12 protein-coding genes and 1 tRNA gene are annotated in these 15,481 nt (G+C 51.1%); 1 reads left to right on the forward strand and 12 read right to left on the reverse strand.

Annotation, left to right across the window (positions count from 1 at the left end; genetic code table 11):
* Positions 1-27: 27 nt before the first annotated feature.
* From XYCOK13_RS00075 to cypC, 10 genes are all read right to left on the reverse strand, one after another.
* Complete coding sequence (locus XYCOK13_RS00075; protein WP_244864913.1) at positions 28-1,449, reverse strand: FAD-dependent oxidoreductase; 1,422 nt, start codon at positions 1,447-1,449, stop codon at positions 28-30.
* A 328-nt stretch (positions 1,450-1,777) separates the two neighbouring features.
* The gene (locus XYCOK13_RS00080; RefSeq protein WP_213409802.1) at positions 1,778-3,610 is read right to left on the reverse strand and encodes a UbiD family decarboxylase; all 1,833 of its coding nucleotides are present in this window, start codon (positions 3,608-3,610) and stop codon (positions 1,778-1,780) included.
* Positions 3,611-3,717: 107 nt separating this feature from the next.
* On the reverse strand, positions 3,718-4,245 hold the full coding sequence (locus XYCOK13_RS00085; protein WP_213409803.1) for a YfiT family bacillithiol transferase: 528 nt from the start codon (positions 4,243-4,245) through the stop codon (positions 3,718-3,720).
* 24 nt (positions 4,246-4,269) lie between these two features.
* Positions 4,270-6,903 (reverse strand): ABC transporter permease, encoded by a 2,634-nt coding sequence (locus tag XYCOK13_RS00090; protein ID WP_213409804.1) that lies wholly within the window; start codon positions 6,901-6,903, stop codon positions 4,270-4,272.
* Positions 6,900-7,583 carry an ABC transporter ATP-binding protein gene (locus XYCOK13_RS00095; protein WP_213409805.1) on the reverse strand — a complete coding sequence of 228 codons (684 nt, stop codon included), beginning with the start codon at positions 7,581-7,583 and terminating at the stop codon, positions 6,900-6,902. Before XYCOK13_RS00095 ends, XYCOK13_RS00090 begins: the two co-directional genes overlap by 4 nt.
* A gap of 86 nt (positions 7,584-7,669) precedes the next feature.
* Positions 7,670-8,902 (reverse strand): sensor histidine kinase, encoded by a 1,233-nt coding sequence (locus tag XYCOK13_RS00100; protein WP_213409806.1) that lies wholly within the window; start codon positions 8,900-8,902, stop codon positions 7,670-7,672.
* Complete coding sequence (locus XYCOK13_RS00105; RefSeq protein ID WP_213409807.1) at positions 8,883-9,596, reverse strand: response regulator transcription factor; 714 nt, start codon at positions 9,594-9,596, stop codon at positions 8,883-8,885. Before XYCOK13_RS00105 ends, XYCOK13_RS00100 begins: the two co-directional genes overlap by 20 nt.
* Positions 9,597-9,766: 170 nt before the next feature.
* The gene (locus XYCOK13_RS00110) at positions 9,767-10,024 is read right to left on the reverse strand and encodes a hypothetical protein (protein ID WP_213409808.1); all 258 of its coding nucleotides are present in this window, start codon (positions 10,022-10,024) and stop codon (positions 9,767-9,769) included.
* A 169-nt stretch (positions 10,025-10,193) separates the two neighbouring features.
* Positions 10,194-10,946 carry an SDR family NAD(P)-dependent oxidoreductase gene (locus XYCOK13_RS00115; protein WP_213409809.1) on the reverse strand — a complete coding sequence of 251 codons (753 nt, stop codon included), beginning with the start codon at positions 10,944-10,946 and terminating at the stop codon, positions 10,194-10,196.
* 212 nt (positions 10,947-11,158) lie between these two features.
* A complete protein-coding gene (cypC, locus tag XYCOK13_RS00120) occupies positions 11,159-12,415 on the reverse strand; it encodes a CYP152 family fatty-acid peroxygenase CypC (RefSeq protein ID WP_213409810.1) in 1,257 nt (418 codons plus the stop codon).
* Positions 12,416-12,655: 240 nt separating this feature from the next.
* Between cypC and XYCOK13_RS00125 the strand changes: the two genes are divergently transcribed.
* Positions 12,656-12,728: transfer RNA gene (locus tag XYCOK13_RS00125), tRNA-Thr, on the forward strand.
* Between the two features lie 95 nt (positions 12,729-12,823).
* Here the strand turns inward: XYCOK13_RS00125 and XYCOK13_RS00130 are convergent.
* Together XYCOK13_RS00130 and cysI are read right to left on the reverse strand one after the other, a co-directional pair.
* Positions 12,824-13,543 (reverse strand): YebC/PmpR family DNA-binding transcriptional regulator, encoded by a 720-nt coding sequence (locus XYCOK13_RS00130; protein WP_213409811.1) that lies wholly within the window; start codon positions 13,541-13,543, stop codon positions 12,824-12,826.
* Positions 13,544-13,725: 182 nt separating this feature from the next.
* Positions 13,726-15,450 carry an assimilatory sulfite reductase (NADPH) hemoprotein subunit gene (cysI, locus tag XYCOK13_RS00135; protein ID WP_213409812.1) on the reverse strand — a complete coding sequence of 575 codons (1,725 nt, stop codon included), beginning with the start codon at positions 15,448-15,450 and terminating at the stop codon, positions 13,726-13,728.
* Between the last annotated feature and the right edge of the window lie 31 nt (positions 15,451-15,481).

The following is a 15,481-nucleotide window of genomic DNA, read 5'->3' on the forward strand; positions in this document are numbered from 1 at the left end:
GACTATTGGCAATGCTTGCATGAATAATTATCCGCGAATTTTGATTTTATAGTCCCTTTTTAAATATTCGTGTATCCGTTCAAAGTCAGTAGCCGAAAGAGATCGAAGAGGCTTGTCCCGTTCCCTGCCGAGAATAATGCCAATAGTTTGGCCCGCAAGTGCAGTATTCGGCATAATGCGGACACTGCCGTAAGCTTGTGCGGTAGCTCCAACATTTTTGCCTGCAGTCAGCACATTGTCATATTCTTTCAAGAGAAAGGAGCGAAGCGGAATGCCGTAACGATCTGGCTTGCCTAACGTGATTCCGTACGGACTGGACTTTGTTCCTTGCAGGTCCACCGGATAGCCGCCGATGCTCACGTTGTCCCAATGCATCCTCCCGCTCATCACATCTTTGTAGTTGATAACGTAGTCCGTTTCGAAGCGATTGAATTCACGAATGTACAGATATTCGGGAAATCCATTCAATTCAGCCTTGCTATAACCGGGAATATGCTTGCGAAGGAAAGCCAGCACATGCGGCGCTTCCTTCATGGCTTTGTCCATGGCGGACCGAACCGATTCCGGGTCGGAGGGATCGACGTCGAAGATGAGCAGCGCATTCATGACGACCTCGCCATTCTGTTGATATGTGGTATTGAGCCCGCGAAGCATGAGTTGCTCGTCCTGCGGCTTATAATGGGCCGTAATATTGCTGAATCCTGTGCCGAAGTTCCAGTCTACATATGTGTTGGGCCCGTACTTCTTGGCCACATTCGTCAACGGGTAGTCCTTCAGAACAGCGTCATGCAGCTGTCCCCAATTCACGTTCTTGAATTTCAGGATCATCGTGGCGGCCATATAATCGGGCGACTTGCTCTTGAATACCGTTTCCACTCCCGGTATGCGCTTCACCTTCAAATGGGAGGTCAGCGCGTTGAAATCGGTATTTTCCACCCAATACTTTGCTTGAACCTTGTAAGCATGGCCATCCCTCGCAGTATAAGTAAGCGATTGAATCGATTCATATCCGTTGCGAACGGTTGTTTCAACTGACTCAATTCGAATGCCGTTCCGCATGGGCAGCTGCTTGGTCAAACCGGCATAATACTTCTGAAATGATTGAAGCTTTCGGATTTTGCGATTATTATACCCATCATACAACCGCTTGATTTCTCCCTGAACGAGGCTGTTCTTGCTTTTGTCTCTCGGCTCGTCCAGTACAAGCATCTCCCCTTGAATGAGCTGGCCGCCGGGTGCCTCCCGCGGATCAAGGACCAACACTTGCAGGCCTTCATCTTGCGCTGCTTTGGCCAACAATATGCCCTCCACCTCACTGCCGATGACAACAACATCATATTGTTTGCACCACGGACCGCACGAAGGAGCGCTCGCGCCTGATGGCAATACAAAAGGGAAGCATAGCATGGCCACCATCACTGCCACGGTTAGTTTGAACCACTTGTTCACGTGTATCTGTCTCCTATCCTTTCATGTTCACAAAATCACAAAAGAGTTTACATAATTACGTTATGGTATACTTGATTTCGCTTCTGCAGAAGAAGTCATGGCCCTCCCTTCTCATCATTTCACAAACATGATTCAATTATTTCGACAAATTCAAGACATTTCCTTTTTTTATACATAATTCTCTGTCTTCCGAAATCAATCACGAGCTCCTCCTATCCCGATAGCGCTTTAACACAATCGATGAGCATGCTCTTCGCCATGATGATTTCATGAAAAGAGCTGTCCTCCCTATGGTATTATGGGATGACAGCTCCCTATGAACAGAAAATTACAGCTTTATACCACTTAAACTTCCACCTTTTGCGAACAAACGCTCCATTCTTTTCTCTACATCCGGGTCTGGAATGAGCGGCGGTGCATGATGCGGTTTGCTGCGGGCGTCAATTATGACGTTGTCACAGCTCCAATGCTTGTTTTCATATCGACTGTTGGTCCCGTAAATATCATGGGAAGGATTGCTTCGAGTGAACGTAACCCACATGAAATTGCTCAAGGATGCGCTAACGAATGAGCTGTCATCGCAAATAATGAGCAACGGGCAATCCGCCAATGGGCCGCGTGCTTGAATGGCCTGCGCCCATTCTCCAATCTCCCGCTCAGCCTGCTCGTAGCTTGAGAAGGCCGGACCCTGGACGGCGACAACACCCGGCATGACAAGCCGTGCCTGTGCTATCCCCCGCAAGTCCTTCAACTGCTCCGGCACTTCCCGGCACAATTCTCGCTTGACATCGCCATATGCGGCAAATACCACCTTGCTCCCTTGGTTCAAGCCTGTTCCGGAATAATCGAGCGTGTCAATTGTCGTATTCGTATAAAAGTGAATGTCTCTGCGCAAGTCGATGCGTGCCAGGATATAAGTGAAAAAGTCCTCTTCCTGATGAGTATCGAGCGGCCGGTCCTCTTCGGCTGTAATGAAAACATATTTGGCCAGACTTAATTGGTTGGTGCCCAGAATACGGTTCGCTATTGTCAGCAGCTCCGCAGGCTGCTTCACCTGTTGATAAGGTGTGTATCTCTCGCTGCCAATTGCCAGCAGAAGCGGGTGCACGCCTGCCGCATCCACGGCATGAACTTCCTTGACTCCCGGAATCTCCTGCTTGATTGCATCTCCGGTAAGCTCATGAATAAGATCTCCGAAAGCAGTATCCTCCTGGGGAGGCCTGCCGACGACCGTGAATGGCCAAATTGCATTCGTTCTGGCGAACACATGCCGCACTTGCATAACCGGAAACGGGTGTATCAGGCTGTAATAGCCCAGATGGTCACCGAATGGCCCCTCGGGCTTCGTATCATGAGGATAAATATCTCCAGTAATGACAAAGTCTGCATCATGGCTGATGCAATACCCTTCATGATAGCTGTAGCGGAATCGTCGTCCGGCCAGCAGCCCCGCGAAGGTCAACTCACTTAAGCCTTCAGGCAGCGGCATGACAGCGGACAATGTATGGGACGGCGGTCCTCCTACAAAGATACTCACCTTTAACGGCTCGCCGCGCTGCGTGGCCTTTGTTTGGTGAATGCCGATGCTGCGATGAATTTGATAATGCAGGCCGACTTCTTGCCCATGCACATAGTCATTCCCGCTCAGCTGAACGCGGTACATGCCCAGGTTCGCATTCATGATGCCGGGCTTGTCCAAATCCTCTGAATACACTTGCGGCAACGTTATAAAGGCGCCCCCGTCCATCGGCCAGTGGTGAATGTGCGGAAGTTCGGAAAGCCGAATTTCCCTCATGTCGCCGGGCAACCCGTCCGGCATTTTCTTCGGCAGCGCCTTCGATGCCGATAAACCAACACCCAAATGCTTGAACGGCTGCTTCAGTGCGGCCATCGGATCGTTGCGCAGCGCAATCACATTTTGCGTGGCATCCCACGTCTGTCGGAAGATGAATTTGCTTCGCTCTACTGTCCCGAACAGATTAGAGACGGCGCGAAAGCTCGTCCCCTTCACGCGCTCGAATAACAGGGCAGGCCCTCCCGCCTCGTGAACCTTCAAGTGGATAGCCGCCATCTCCAGATACGGATCCACCTCTTCCCGGATGCGCACCAAGTGGCCGTGCTTTTCCAAATCCGCTACACACGCTTCCAAATTCGGATACATGATGCATATCTCCAGTCTCTTTTCATTTTATGCGCCAAACCAAATCTATCAAAATAAATGTATCATCGCACACGCTTCGTTTCAAGCTCGCAAGTGCCCGTCCTGTGTCAGGTGTGAAGTGATGCCTCGATCTGCGCTGTATGGTGGCGAATATGCCAAATGCAAAAATCCAGGTAATGGGCCAGGTTTCGTTCTCCCGCAACAGGGTGCACAAACGTGCGTTCAAATTGCTCGGCGGTCATGCTCCGCATGAGTACGGTCCACCTGTTACAGATCGCTTGCAGCAGCAGAAGCGAATCCGCCATGTCGCGGCTGCCTTCATCGGCTTGCATATTCCAGGCTTCTTCATCATAGGGCTTAATCGTCGGATTGTCTTCGCTTAGAGCGAGCTTGAAATGGATGTAGCTGTTCATCGCTGCATCAGCCAAATGATGGACTAGCTGCCTGATCGACCAGGCGTTGTCTCGAATCCGCTTATCCAGCCTGGCTTGCGGCAATCCTTCCAGCAGGTTTCTCGTATTAACGGGGGTTGACTGGATTTCTCCTATCCAGGCGCGAACGTCCCCTTGGGACACACTCTCTTGCGGTTGAAATTCGCCTATTGGGTATACGGCATTTTCCGAAAGAAGATTCATCGCTGTTCGCTAGAATTAGACAATTCAGCTGTCCATCTTCAATGCATCAATAATGTTCTCCCGTTTCAGCTTGCGGCTGGCATTCGTCATCGTGAAGAACACGAGCACAAATACGCTGACAATGCAAATGCCAATCTCCTGCCACGGAAGGCGAAAAGCAAAGTCAAAGGTGTTGCCGAAAGAACGATGCAGCAACCAGCTGACAACAATGCTGACCGGCAAGCCGTAGAGCAGCGCTTTGGTCCCATAAAATACACTCTCGTAGCGGATCATGCGGTTGAAGCCCGCCGGCGTGAGACCAACCGATTTCAGCATGGCGAACTCTCTCCGGCGAAGAGCTATATTCGTATGAATCGTATTGAGAATGTTGGTAACGCCAATAAGCGTGATCAGACTTATAAATCCATATAGGAAAATAGAAATGACGGTTTTCGTCTGCTGCGTTTCCTCCTTGCTGCGCGTCAGATTCCAGATGTAGGTCGGACCGGAGGAAGGATGGGCGGCATCGATAGCCTCGATGCGATCTTCGAATACCTTATGAGCAGCCTTATCCTTAAGTCCCACCAGAAACTGGGCGCGATTTCCTTCCGCTTGCGTATATTCATTGCCTTTCGAAACAATCAGGTCGAATATCTGGTCGCTGACTACGAGATGAAAGCCCGTTACATTCGTATACGCCAACCCGAATGGAAGCTCTTCGGTCATACTTCCGATTTCAATCGGAAAATGCAAGGACTCCGTTTGCTCATCATAGGCATATTCCTTCAGAATCAGATGGTCGCCGGCTTCCATTGCAAGCGGGCTGTATGCCGCGAACGCACCTACATCTGTTTTGTTCATGTTGATTAAGATGCCTCGCGGTTCGTTGACATCGGTAAACGCATCCAGCTGCAAGCCGAGCTTCTCTACATACGTAGCGAACATCTCATTCTTGATCGTGGAAACCTGTGCCTGCAGCCGATAGTTTCCTTGGCCGTCCTTCATCACGTCCTTATACCATTCCTGCTCACTGTCCGAAGAAGACGCACTGAGCAGCTTGCGCAAATATGGACCTAAATCTGCCAGCTCCAACCCGTCTACGTTCATGTAAAGTGACCGTACGATTGCATGCTGCCCTACTTCTTCCTGAGCAGCCAGCTGTTCGTAGAAGTCAAGCACATCGGGGAGCGGCGCTTCACTCTTCTCGACGTAAAGATCGTAGCTGAGATCAGCGTAATACAAGTCGCTGCCCTCGAACGCATAGTTTATGAATGAGGAGAAGGAGACGAACAGCACAATGCTGATAAACAACGAGAAGACTGTTGCCCGATACCGTCGGTGGTTGCGTCTCAAATTTTTGAGTGCCAGCTCCCCTTCCATACCGAACAAACGCCGCGTCAGCTTGGACGTTTTTAATTTTTTGCCTGTGATCTGAATATCGGTTTGAAGGCGGATTGCTTCCACCGGCGATATGCGCGAAGCCCGCTTGGCTGGAATATAGGCGGACAGGAATATCGTTATGGCGACGAAAAACACGGTAATCAGTATCGTTGACGGCGGGACTGCGACACGCAATCCTAAACCAAGGTTGAAGAAGTTCCCGTCCATAAGCTGATTGATGCTATAAAGCGTCACCGCAATGCCGCCTATGCCTGACAATATCCCGATCGGTATGGCAATAAGCCCGAGAAACAGCCCCTCAAAAAATACCATGTTGCGAATTTGTCTGTTCGTAGCGCCCACACTGGCGAGCATCCCGAACTGCTTCTTCCGCTCACTGACCGAGATCGCGAAGGCATTGTAAATGACCGTTATCGAGCCGACGACGATCAACAGAATGATGATGAGTCCGGTCGTCAGGAACAGCATGTTGACCCTGTCGTTCTTGGATAACCCCATCCATCTTAACAATTCTGTATGGTACTCGAACGTCTCTGTGCCAATTTGTTCGGCTATCTTGGGCGCGGTCTGAAAGATCTGCTTCGGATGGCGGGTCTGAACATAAATGTCCAGCTGCTCTGCATCAGCCAGAATAGCCTCATCTAAATAAGCAACCGCACTGTAGCCCGGTGCATGCCAATCCTCGAACCCGGGTCTCTTCATAATGCCCGTGACCGTGTATGTGCTCATCTGCTGGGCATCGAAAACTTCTGTCTCTGACCAGGCGTTGTGATTGCTGAGCGTGAAACCGTGATCTGTACGAGTACCGATTGCCAGGTTTAAAGTATCTCCAACGCGGAGTTCTCCTTCGGTATTGTTTTGCAGCTCTTCAGAAATGACCAATTCATGACCAGTTTCGGGCAAGCGGCCTTCCTTCAGTTGAACCGGAAGATGCTCCAGCGCAGACTTGTCAAAAGCGCTGATTGCCAAGTAGGGCTTGTTGATTTGCTTGGAGTCTGGCCATAGGGCGAAGCCAAGCTCCATGGTCCGCATCGCGATTTTCGTTTCGGCATGATCCGTAATATAGGCGACCTTGTCAGCAGACACCCCCGGGAATTTGACATGAAAATGCCCATTGGCTTGTTGGGTATGGCGGATGAGCAGATCTTGAAAGCTTGCAAACAACGTAGCGACTCCGCAGATCATGGCTGCCGATAAAATGATGCCCACCAGCGTAACGAGGGTGCGGCTGCGGTTTTGCTTCAGGTTGCGCAGCGTTAATTGTCGCAGCAGCTTCATGAGCGGATCACCTCATCCTTGACGATAACTCCATCTTCCAACGTGATAACTCGATCAGCCTGCAGGGCTATATGCGGATCATGCGTAATCATGATCAATGTCTGATTGAACTGCTTATTGGAAAGCTTCAGCAAGTCCAGAATGTCCCGCGAGTTTTTGCTGTCCAAATTGCCAGTTGGCTCGTCGGCCAGCACCAGTGCCGGGTGATTGATCAATGCACGGCCAATCGAAACACGCTGCTGCTGCCCGCCGGAAAGCTGATTCGGCAGATGGCCGGTACGACCTTCCAGATGCAGCGTTTCGACAATCTCGCGAAGCCGGGCCTGCTCTACCTTGCGGTTGTCCAGCAGCAGCGGCAAAGTAATATTCTCCTCGATGTTCAGAATCGGAATCAGGTTGTAAAACTGGTAGATGAGTCCGATTTGCCGGCGCCGGAAAATGGCGAGCTGCGTCTCATCAAGCTGATAGACGTCCGTATTGTCTATCCACACCTTTCCGCCGGACGGCCGGTCCACTCCGCCCAAAATATGAAGCAAGGTTGACTTGCCTGAGCCGGAGGAACCCACGATAGCGACGAACTCGCCCTTGTTCACGCTGAATGACACATCGTCCAGTGCCCTAACCTGGGTGTCACCTTTCCCGTATACTTTGGTCAGATGCTCTACTCTTAAAATCTCCACAATCGTTCCACTCCTTCTGTTCTGTAGATAACTTTAGTTTAGTAGGGCAAGATGACATCTCCGTGACCGGGACGATGACAATTTTGTCACCTTGGACTTTTGTAGAACGTCAGCAGGAAGGTTGCGCCCTTGCCTTCCTCGTTCTGCGCTATAATATCTCCGCCTTGCTTCTTGACGATCGCGTGCGCCATCGCAAGTCCTATGCCGACGCTGTCGTCGCCGGCGTTCGCTCCGCGGTAAAATCGCTGAAAAACATAAGGCAGATCCTCCTTGGCGATGCCTTGTCCGCTGTCTGTAACCGTTACTCTGGCATAGAGCGGGTTGTCTGTGACGGAGATCCAAAGCTTCCCTTGCTCAGGAGTATGCTCAATGCCGTTCTTGATCACGTTTTGCAGCGCTTCGCGCGTCCAGTTCTGATCGCCTGTAACGAAGACCGTAGAATCCCCTTCTACCGTTGCTTCGATCATTTGGATATCAAGCGGGATGCTTAACGATTCGAGCACGTGATCGACGAGCGCGCGGAGATCATAGCGCTCACGCTTCATCGTTACCGTACCGGCATCCAGCTTGGAAAGCTTGAGCAGGGATGTAACCAGCCATTCCATTCTTTTGAGCTGCGCCCGCATCCTTGCCAGAAATTCAGATCGGATCTCTTCCTGCTGCTCGTCCTCCAGCAAATCAGTCATTACAGACAATGACGTCATCGGTGTTTTCAACTGATGCGATATATCCGCGATAGAATCAGCCAGATGCAGCTTGTCCTGCTGGAGGGCATCCTTCTGTTCCCGCAGAATTGTGGTCATCTTGTATATCCCATTCTTCAAGATGCTCAGCTGCCCTTCCTCATTGTCGCGAATATCAAGTGACTCATCGCCGTTGGCGATTTTCTCCGCGTACAGGCTCAGTTCATGAAGGCGCCTGTAATGTTTGCGCAGAAAGTGGAAGAAGATAAGGGCCATGCCCGTAAATGACAGTAAAGCAAGCGAAGCTGCTTGCAAGAAATACAAACGGAAACTGCTGCCCGCAAAACCGGTTTCGGCGGCAAGCTCCCCTTGCTCTAATCCGTAAGCAGCCAGTACCGCTTGCCCTTTTTCCACAATTTGCGGGTCGACTGCCTGCAGTTGCCGCACGATGCTTTGTTCGGCTGCCGGAGCATGCTCCATCGCTGCGCCTACAATTGCAGCCTGCTGGATGACAATCGCTTGACGCAGCGCATGGCTGCTTAGCAGCGATGTGCAGGCAGTTAACGCAACAATGCCGATACACACGCTTGTCAGAACAAGAGCAAGCCGCTTGAATTCAGGATTGTGAATCGGCATGCGTATCTTCCTTTCGATCTCCGTCGGCTTTGTACCCCATTCCCCGAACGGTTTTAATCAGCTTCGGATTCTGCGGATCGTCCTCGATCTTTTCGCGCAGCCGCTTAATATAGACGGTCAACGTATTATCATTCACGAAGTCGCCGGCCACATCCCATATTCCCTCCAACATCTGGTTGCGGCTCAGCACCTGACCTTGATGGCCTGCCAAAGTCAACAGCAGCTTGTACTCCAAGGTCGTCAGAATGATTTCCTCGCCTCCCTTGGTCACCCTCGCTTCTGTGGTGTATATAGTCAATGGGCCCAAAGTAATTTCCGCACTCTTCCCTTGATGATTCTGATAACGGCGAAGCACACTCTTGATGCGGGAAATCAGCTCGCGAACACGAAAGGGCTTGGCCACATAATCGTCCGCGCCCATGTCCAGTCCCATCACGATGTTCACCTCATCGTCCCGAGCTGTCAAGAAAATCACCGGCTTCTCGCCTTTCTTGCGTATGAGCCGACACAACTCGAACCCGTCGCCATCCGGCAATGCGACATCCAGGAGAAACAAATCAAAGTTCTCCTCCAGGCAAGCGCTCGCTTCATGAACGGTATGACAAATCCGGGTTTCGAATCCCTCTTGCTTCAAGGAATAGGCGATGCCCATGGCAATGGTTTTGTCGTCTTCTACGACTAATATGCGATCCATGCTTTCACCCCAAACATGCATAATCCGCTTTACAAGTACAGTTGCAAATACTTCTTCATTATAGTAAATGACCGGGTTCGCTGTGTGACATTTTTGTCATCGGACACTGTAAGACATAAAAAAAACCGGGACAATCGCCCGGTTGATGTGAATGAGGAAGTTGCGTCGATTCAAAACCTCGCATAGTATTGCTTCAAATCATCAAGCAGCTGTTGGCTGCCATCTTCGTCTTGTTTTTCTTCATCGCCTGATTCCTCAAACTCTTGGCTTGCTTCTTCATCTGTATCCTCGCCCTCCTCCAGCTGATGCTCCAGCTGTTCAATCATCAAGGCTGCGATATACTCGGCATTTAGGCCATAATGCTTCAAGATGGCGACAAGCTCGTCGAGATTGCGATGGTTTTCGATGATGTCCGTTAGTCGACTCAAAGCGGCGTACCTCCTGTTGGGATTCATGGGATGTTCCTGTACGATCCTTGCTTTTAAGGATACCCCCGCCCTGCCGTTCTTATCCGCAGCATAGCGCTCTATACGCCCATTCCATGTCAAAAAATAAAGCCCATCCGAAAAATATACGGATGGACAGTTCAAGCCTGGCTTATATGGTATATGGCGTGGCTTCCATAGCTTCCGCCTTGGCGACAGCTTCTTCCAATGTCATACCGACAAAAGACTGTGCGCCCAAATATCGACCGCTTTTCTTGTCGTCGACGAATGCGCCGACAGCAATGCCTGGAATCACACTTTCGACCGAATTCGGCGCTTTGGGTCCGCCAAGGTCCGTTCTGCACCAGCCTGGGTCTGTCAGGTTAATCATCACGTCTGTTCCTTCCAGCCTGGAGGCCAAATCCTTGGTGAATTTGTCCAAAGCGGCCTTGCTGGCTGCATATCCGGCTTGCTCAGGCTCGTTCTTGATGCCGCTTGTCGTATTGATCACGCGGCCAAACCCGCGCTCGATCATCTTCGGAATCAGTCGATTGCAAATGGTCACGATAGAAATAAAATTAATGCGGAAGCTGAGCTCAAAGTCTTCAACAGGCGTTTGCCAGTAATCTGTGCGGTAGGCAATTTGCACAGCTGCGTTGTTGAATACAATATCCACCGGGATATTCTTCGCTTCTATCTCATCCAGCATGGCCGCTACCTCTTCGTGATTGGCCAGCTCGGCTTGAACGCTGAACGCTTCCACGCCAAGCGCCTTGACCTCATCCTCAACTTTTATGCAATGTTCGAGATTTCTGCTGTGCAAGATCAAATTGCAGCCTTGCTTGGCCATAAAAATGGCCGTCTGGTATCCGACACCTCTGCTCGCGCCGGTAATCAGCGCCCATCTGCCCTTAACATTTACCATTTTGAAAACGCTCCTTCTTCCAAGAAGTAAACTGTGATTCTATGCTAGCCCAATTTCCTGAATCTATCAGGAAAGCGCGTTTATTATACCATACTTGCGGCTGTAACTCTACCAGTCACAGATTCAGCTGCTTACTGAAACGCGCCAAGGCTGTACCGGTCGCAACATACTATGCGCCGTACAGCCCTGGCTCAATCTCATGAAACCATGCTTTACTTGCGCCGGATCCGGCTCATCACAAAACCGCTCTCCGGTTTGGCTGGCAATCGGTCCAAGCGATAGCTCATATCCTGATCCGGGACCTCATACCGAATATGATCTGCCAAAAAAACGAGCGTTGCCTTCATCACTTCCACTGTAATTCCTTCTCCCGGGCAACGGTGCGTGCGTTCCGGCTCTCCCCCTCCTTGGGGGATGAACGCAAACAAGCTGCCAGACCAGTTGCGAAAGCGTTCCGGGTTGAATGATTCAGGTTCCTCCCATAAGGACGCATCCCGGTTTGTCCCATACACATCCAGAAGCACTAGCGTGCCTTGCTTGAATTCGCAATTGCGCCATGTGAAATCATGTCGAACGCGTGCTCCAAGGAACGGCGCGAACGGGTAATACCTGCGCACTTCCTGCACAAACATTTCGAGCTCTTTGCCGCTCGCTGAACGAAGTGCTGCACCATGCTGCGGATGTTCATGAAGCGCCACTGCTGTGTAGGTAATGAAGTTCGCGATGGCCACGATGGGACGAAGCACGTTGATGAGCTCGATCGCGGCCATTTGCGGTTCAAGCTGCCTGCCATCCAGTTCGGTGTGAAACGCAATCTGCAGAAGCGCGCTTCCCCCTTCCGCTTGACGATTTCCGCTTCTGACATCCTCGATCAGCGCCCGGATCCAGTCCTCTGTCCTGCTTCTGGCTCGTCTTCCCTTCCAGTGGCGAGGCCCCGCCGCACCGAATGCATCCACCATCGAATAGAAGTCCTCCGCGCGCTCCTTCACTTCGGATTCTTCGAGCGGTACACCAGCCCAGCGGCAGGCTGCCCTGCACAGCAATTCCTTGGCCTCGTCAAAAAGCACAACCTGTTCGAGTCCCTCCCAACGGCTTATCGTGTCCTCCCACATCTCTGTAACAAGCCGCCCCAGCTTTTCCTGATGGGCAGGTGTCATCAACGTCAGAAACATCAGCTTGCGATGGCGATGAGCCTCCCCGTCCATCGTTTGAATGGCATGTTCACCGAGCAGTGTCTTTTGCACCCGCTTGGGCGCAGCTCCCTTCCGTTGGAACCGCGATTCATCGTAAAATAGTTCCGCAGCCTCTTTTCCGCTCATACAGATAACCTGTTGTCCCAGCAATCTTGCCTCAAATAAATTCGAGTTATAGCGCTTCACCCGATCTTGGATGAACGTATAGCCTTCCTGTGCCAATGCAAGGATATTGTCGAGGCTTTCATCATGCGGTATTCTTTGTTTCGTTTGCATAGGTGCAAATCTTCTCCTTTGCATAGCTCTGTCTGCAACCCTCACCCAAAACGGGAATGAGCATATATTGGAGGAACCGGAGTTTCCTGAACAGGTATAGTATGGCTTTTCGGCAATGTTTTCTACTCCCGATGCTGCGTTTTTTTTTACAACAGACATCCAACTAAAGCGCACAATTTCAGGGTTGAAAAATTGTGAAGGTGTGATAAAATTATTTTTGCTTGCTGCGGTACACAACGGGCCGTTGTAGCTCAGCTGGTAGAGCAACGCACTCGTAATGCGTAGGTCGGAGGTTCGAGTCCTCTCAACGGCATTTCATACGACCAGCATGCAGCCATTCCCCTAAATACGAAAAGCCCCGGCTTCACTTAGAAGCTTGGGCTTTTTTTAGGGCTGACTATTGCCAATTTATTTCCCTAAGTCGACGTTATGGTATACTTGCTGCACGTCTTCCAGGTCTTCTATCGCATCGATCATTTTCTCGAACTGCGCTTGCGCATCTGCGTCCAGCGTTACGTCATTCTGTGCAAGCATCGATATTTCCGCAACAGCGAATTCTGAGATGCCATGTGCTTGGAACGCTTGCTGTACGGCGTGGAATTGATCGGGTTCGGCATATACGATAATCGTCTCATCCTCTTGGATGACATCGCGGGCATCTACATCTGCTTCGAGCAAAATCTCTAGCACTTCTTCCTCCGTCTTGCCTTCCAGGCCGATGACAGCCGTTTCGTCGAACATATACGCAACGGAGCCATTGACACCCATGCTTCCGCCGTTTTTGTTGAATGCGGAACGCACCTCGGCCGCTGTCCGATTTACGTTGTTGGACAGTGCGTCCACGATGACCATCGCGCCATTCGGTCCAAATCCTTCGTAACGAAGCTCATCGTAGTTCTCGTCAGAACCGCCCTTGGCTTTCTCAATGGCCCGGTCAATAATGGCCTTCGGCACATTGTAGGTTTTGGCGCGTTCCAGAACAAATTTCAGCGTCTGATTAGATTCGGGATCCGGTTCTCCTTGTTTGGCAGCCACATAGATCTCGCGCCCGAATTTGGCGTAGATACGGCTTGTATTGGCGTCTTTCGACGCTTTCTTTTCCTTAATATTGTTCCATTTGCGACCCATACTGCTCCACTCACTTTCAGCAATTAATCTCCATTACCACTGCTCTCTATTATAACGCGATCTGATCTTTGCATAAAGTAGAAATACTTGAGCGGCCGGTCGTAGAAAGGTTCAGCCAAGAAAAAAGCCAATCCGCATGGGCGCTGACAGCGACCGCATGAGACTGGCTTTTTTTCTATGGATTACGCATGGAACTCTTGACCGGAACGAACTTCCTTCACATAGCCGGCACGGATGACGAAATCGCCAAAGTGCTCGCCTTCCTGACGCTCCTTCGCGTATTGCTGAAGGAGCGGCTTGAGCGTATCCAATATTTCTTCTTCGCCGATATTTTCCTTGTACATCTTGTTCAGGCGCTCTCCTGCAAACCCTCCGCCCAGATACATATTGTACTTGCCCGGCGCTTTGCCGATAAAGGCGATTTCAGCCAAGGCGGGACGGGCGCAGCCGTTCGGACATCCGGTCATTCGGATGACGATGTCCTCCTCGCGCAGCCCGGCTTCATCGAGAATCAATTCCAGCTTGTCGAGCAGGCTAGGCAGGTAACGCTCCGATTCGGCCATCGCCAGACCGCAGGTTGGCAATGCCACGCAAGCCATGGAGTTTCTGCGCAGCGCGGAATATGCAGCGCCATCTGTCAGTCCATATTCTTGAATAAGCTGCTCGACCTTTTTCTTCTTCTGGCTGGATACATTGCCAATAATCAAATTTTGATTCGGCGTCAATCGGAAATCGCCAGTGTGTACCTTGGCAATTTCGCGCAGCGCTGTCATGAGCAAATATCCTTCCTCATCCTTGACGCGTCCATTTTGGATGAAGAGTGTGTAGTGCCACTTGTTGTTGCTGCCCTTCACCCAGCCATAGCGATCTCCATTGTGCTCGAACGTATATGGCTTCGCCGCTTCCAGCTTCCAGCCCAAGCGATTGTGCAGCTCGCCGACAAACCAATCGATGCCGCGATCGTCAATCGTGTATTTGAAACGCGCATGCTTGCGCACGGAACGGTCGCCGTAATCGCGCTGTATAGTGACGGTCTTCTCCGCCACATCAATCACCTGTTCCGGTGTACAGAAGCCGATAACCCGAGCGATTTGCGGATACGTGTTCGGGTCGCCATGCGTCATTCCCATGCCGCCGCCTACAGATACGTTAAAGCCTAACAGCTTGCCATTCTCTACGATCGCAATAAAACCGAGATCTTGGGAAAATACGTCTACATCGTTCGAAGGAGGAACGGCGACGCCTATTTTGAACTTGCGCGGCAGGTAAACCGGACCATAGATTGGCTCCTGTTCTTCGCCGTTGCTTTCGCTGTCAACAACCTTTTCCCCATCCAGCCAGATTTCATAATACGCCCGTGTACGCGGGTCAAGGTGATTGCTGATCTTGCTTGCCCATTCGTATACTTCTTCATGTACTTCCGACTGGTACGGATTCGGATTGCACATCACATTGCGGTTGACGTCACCGCATGCTGCCAGCGTGCTCAGCATCTGCGCGTTGACTTCCTGAATCGTCTTTTTCATATTCCATTTAATAATGCCATGCAGCTGGAACGATTGGCGTGTCGTCAAGCGAATGGTGCCGTTGGCGTACTTTTGCGCGACGTCATCCATCATCAGCCATTGCTTCGGTGTAATGACACCGCCGGCGGCCCGCACGCGCAGCATGAATTGATAGGCAGGCTCCAGCTTTTGCTTCGCCCGCTCGTTGCGCAGATCGCGGTCGTCCTGCATGTAGCTGCCGTGGAACTTCATGAGACGGTTGTCGTCCTCCGGTATGGAGCCGGTGATTCTGTCCTCCAGCGTTTCGGCCAAGCTGCCCCGCAGATAATTGCTGCGGCGCTTTATATCCTCCACATCGCTGTGCGGCGCACTGTTCGGTGACAATAAATTATTTTCAGACATAAGGCTCTTCTCCTCTCGCAATCTTTGGGCT

Origin of the sequence: Xylanibacillus composti, assembly GCF_018403685.1 — a bacterium.
Classification (GTDB): domain Bacteria; phylum Bacillota; class Bacilli; order Paenibacillales; family K13; genus Xylanibacillus; species Xylanibacillus composti.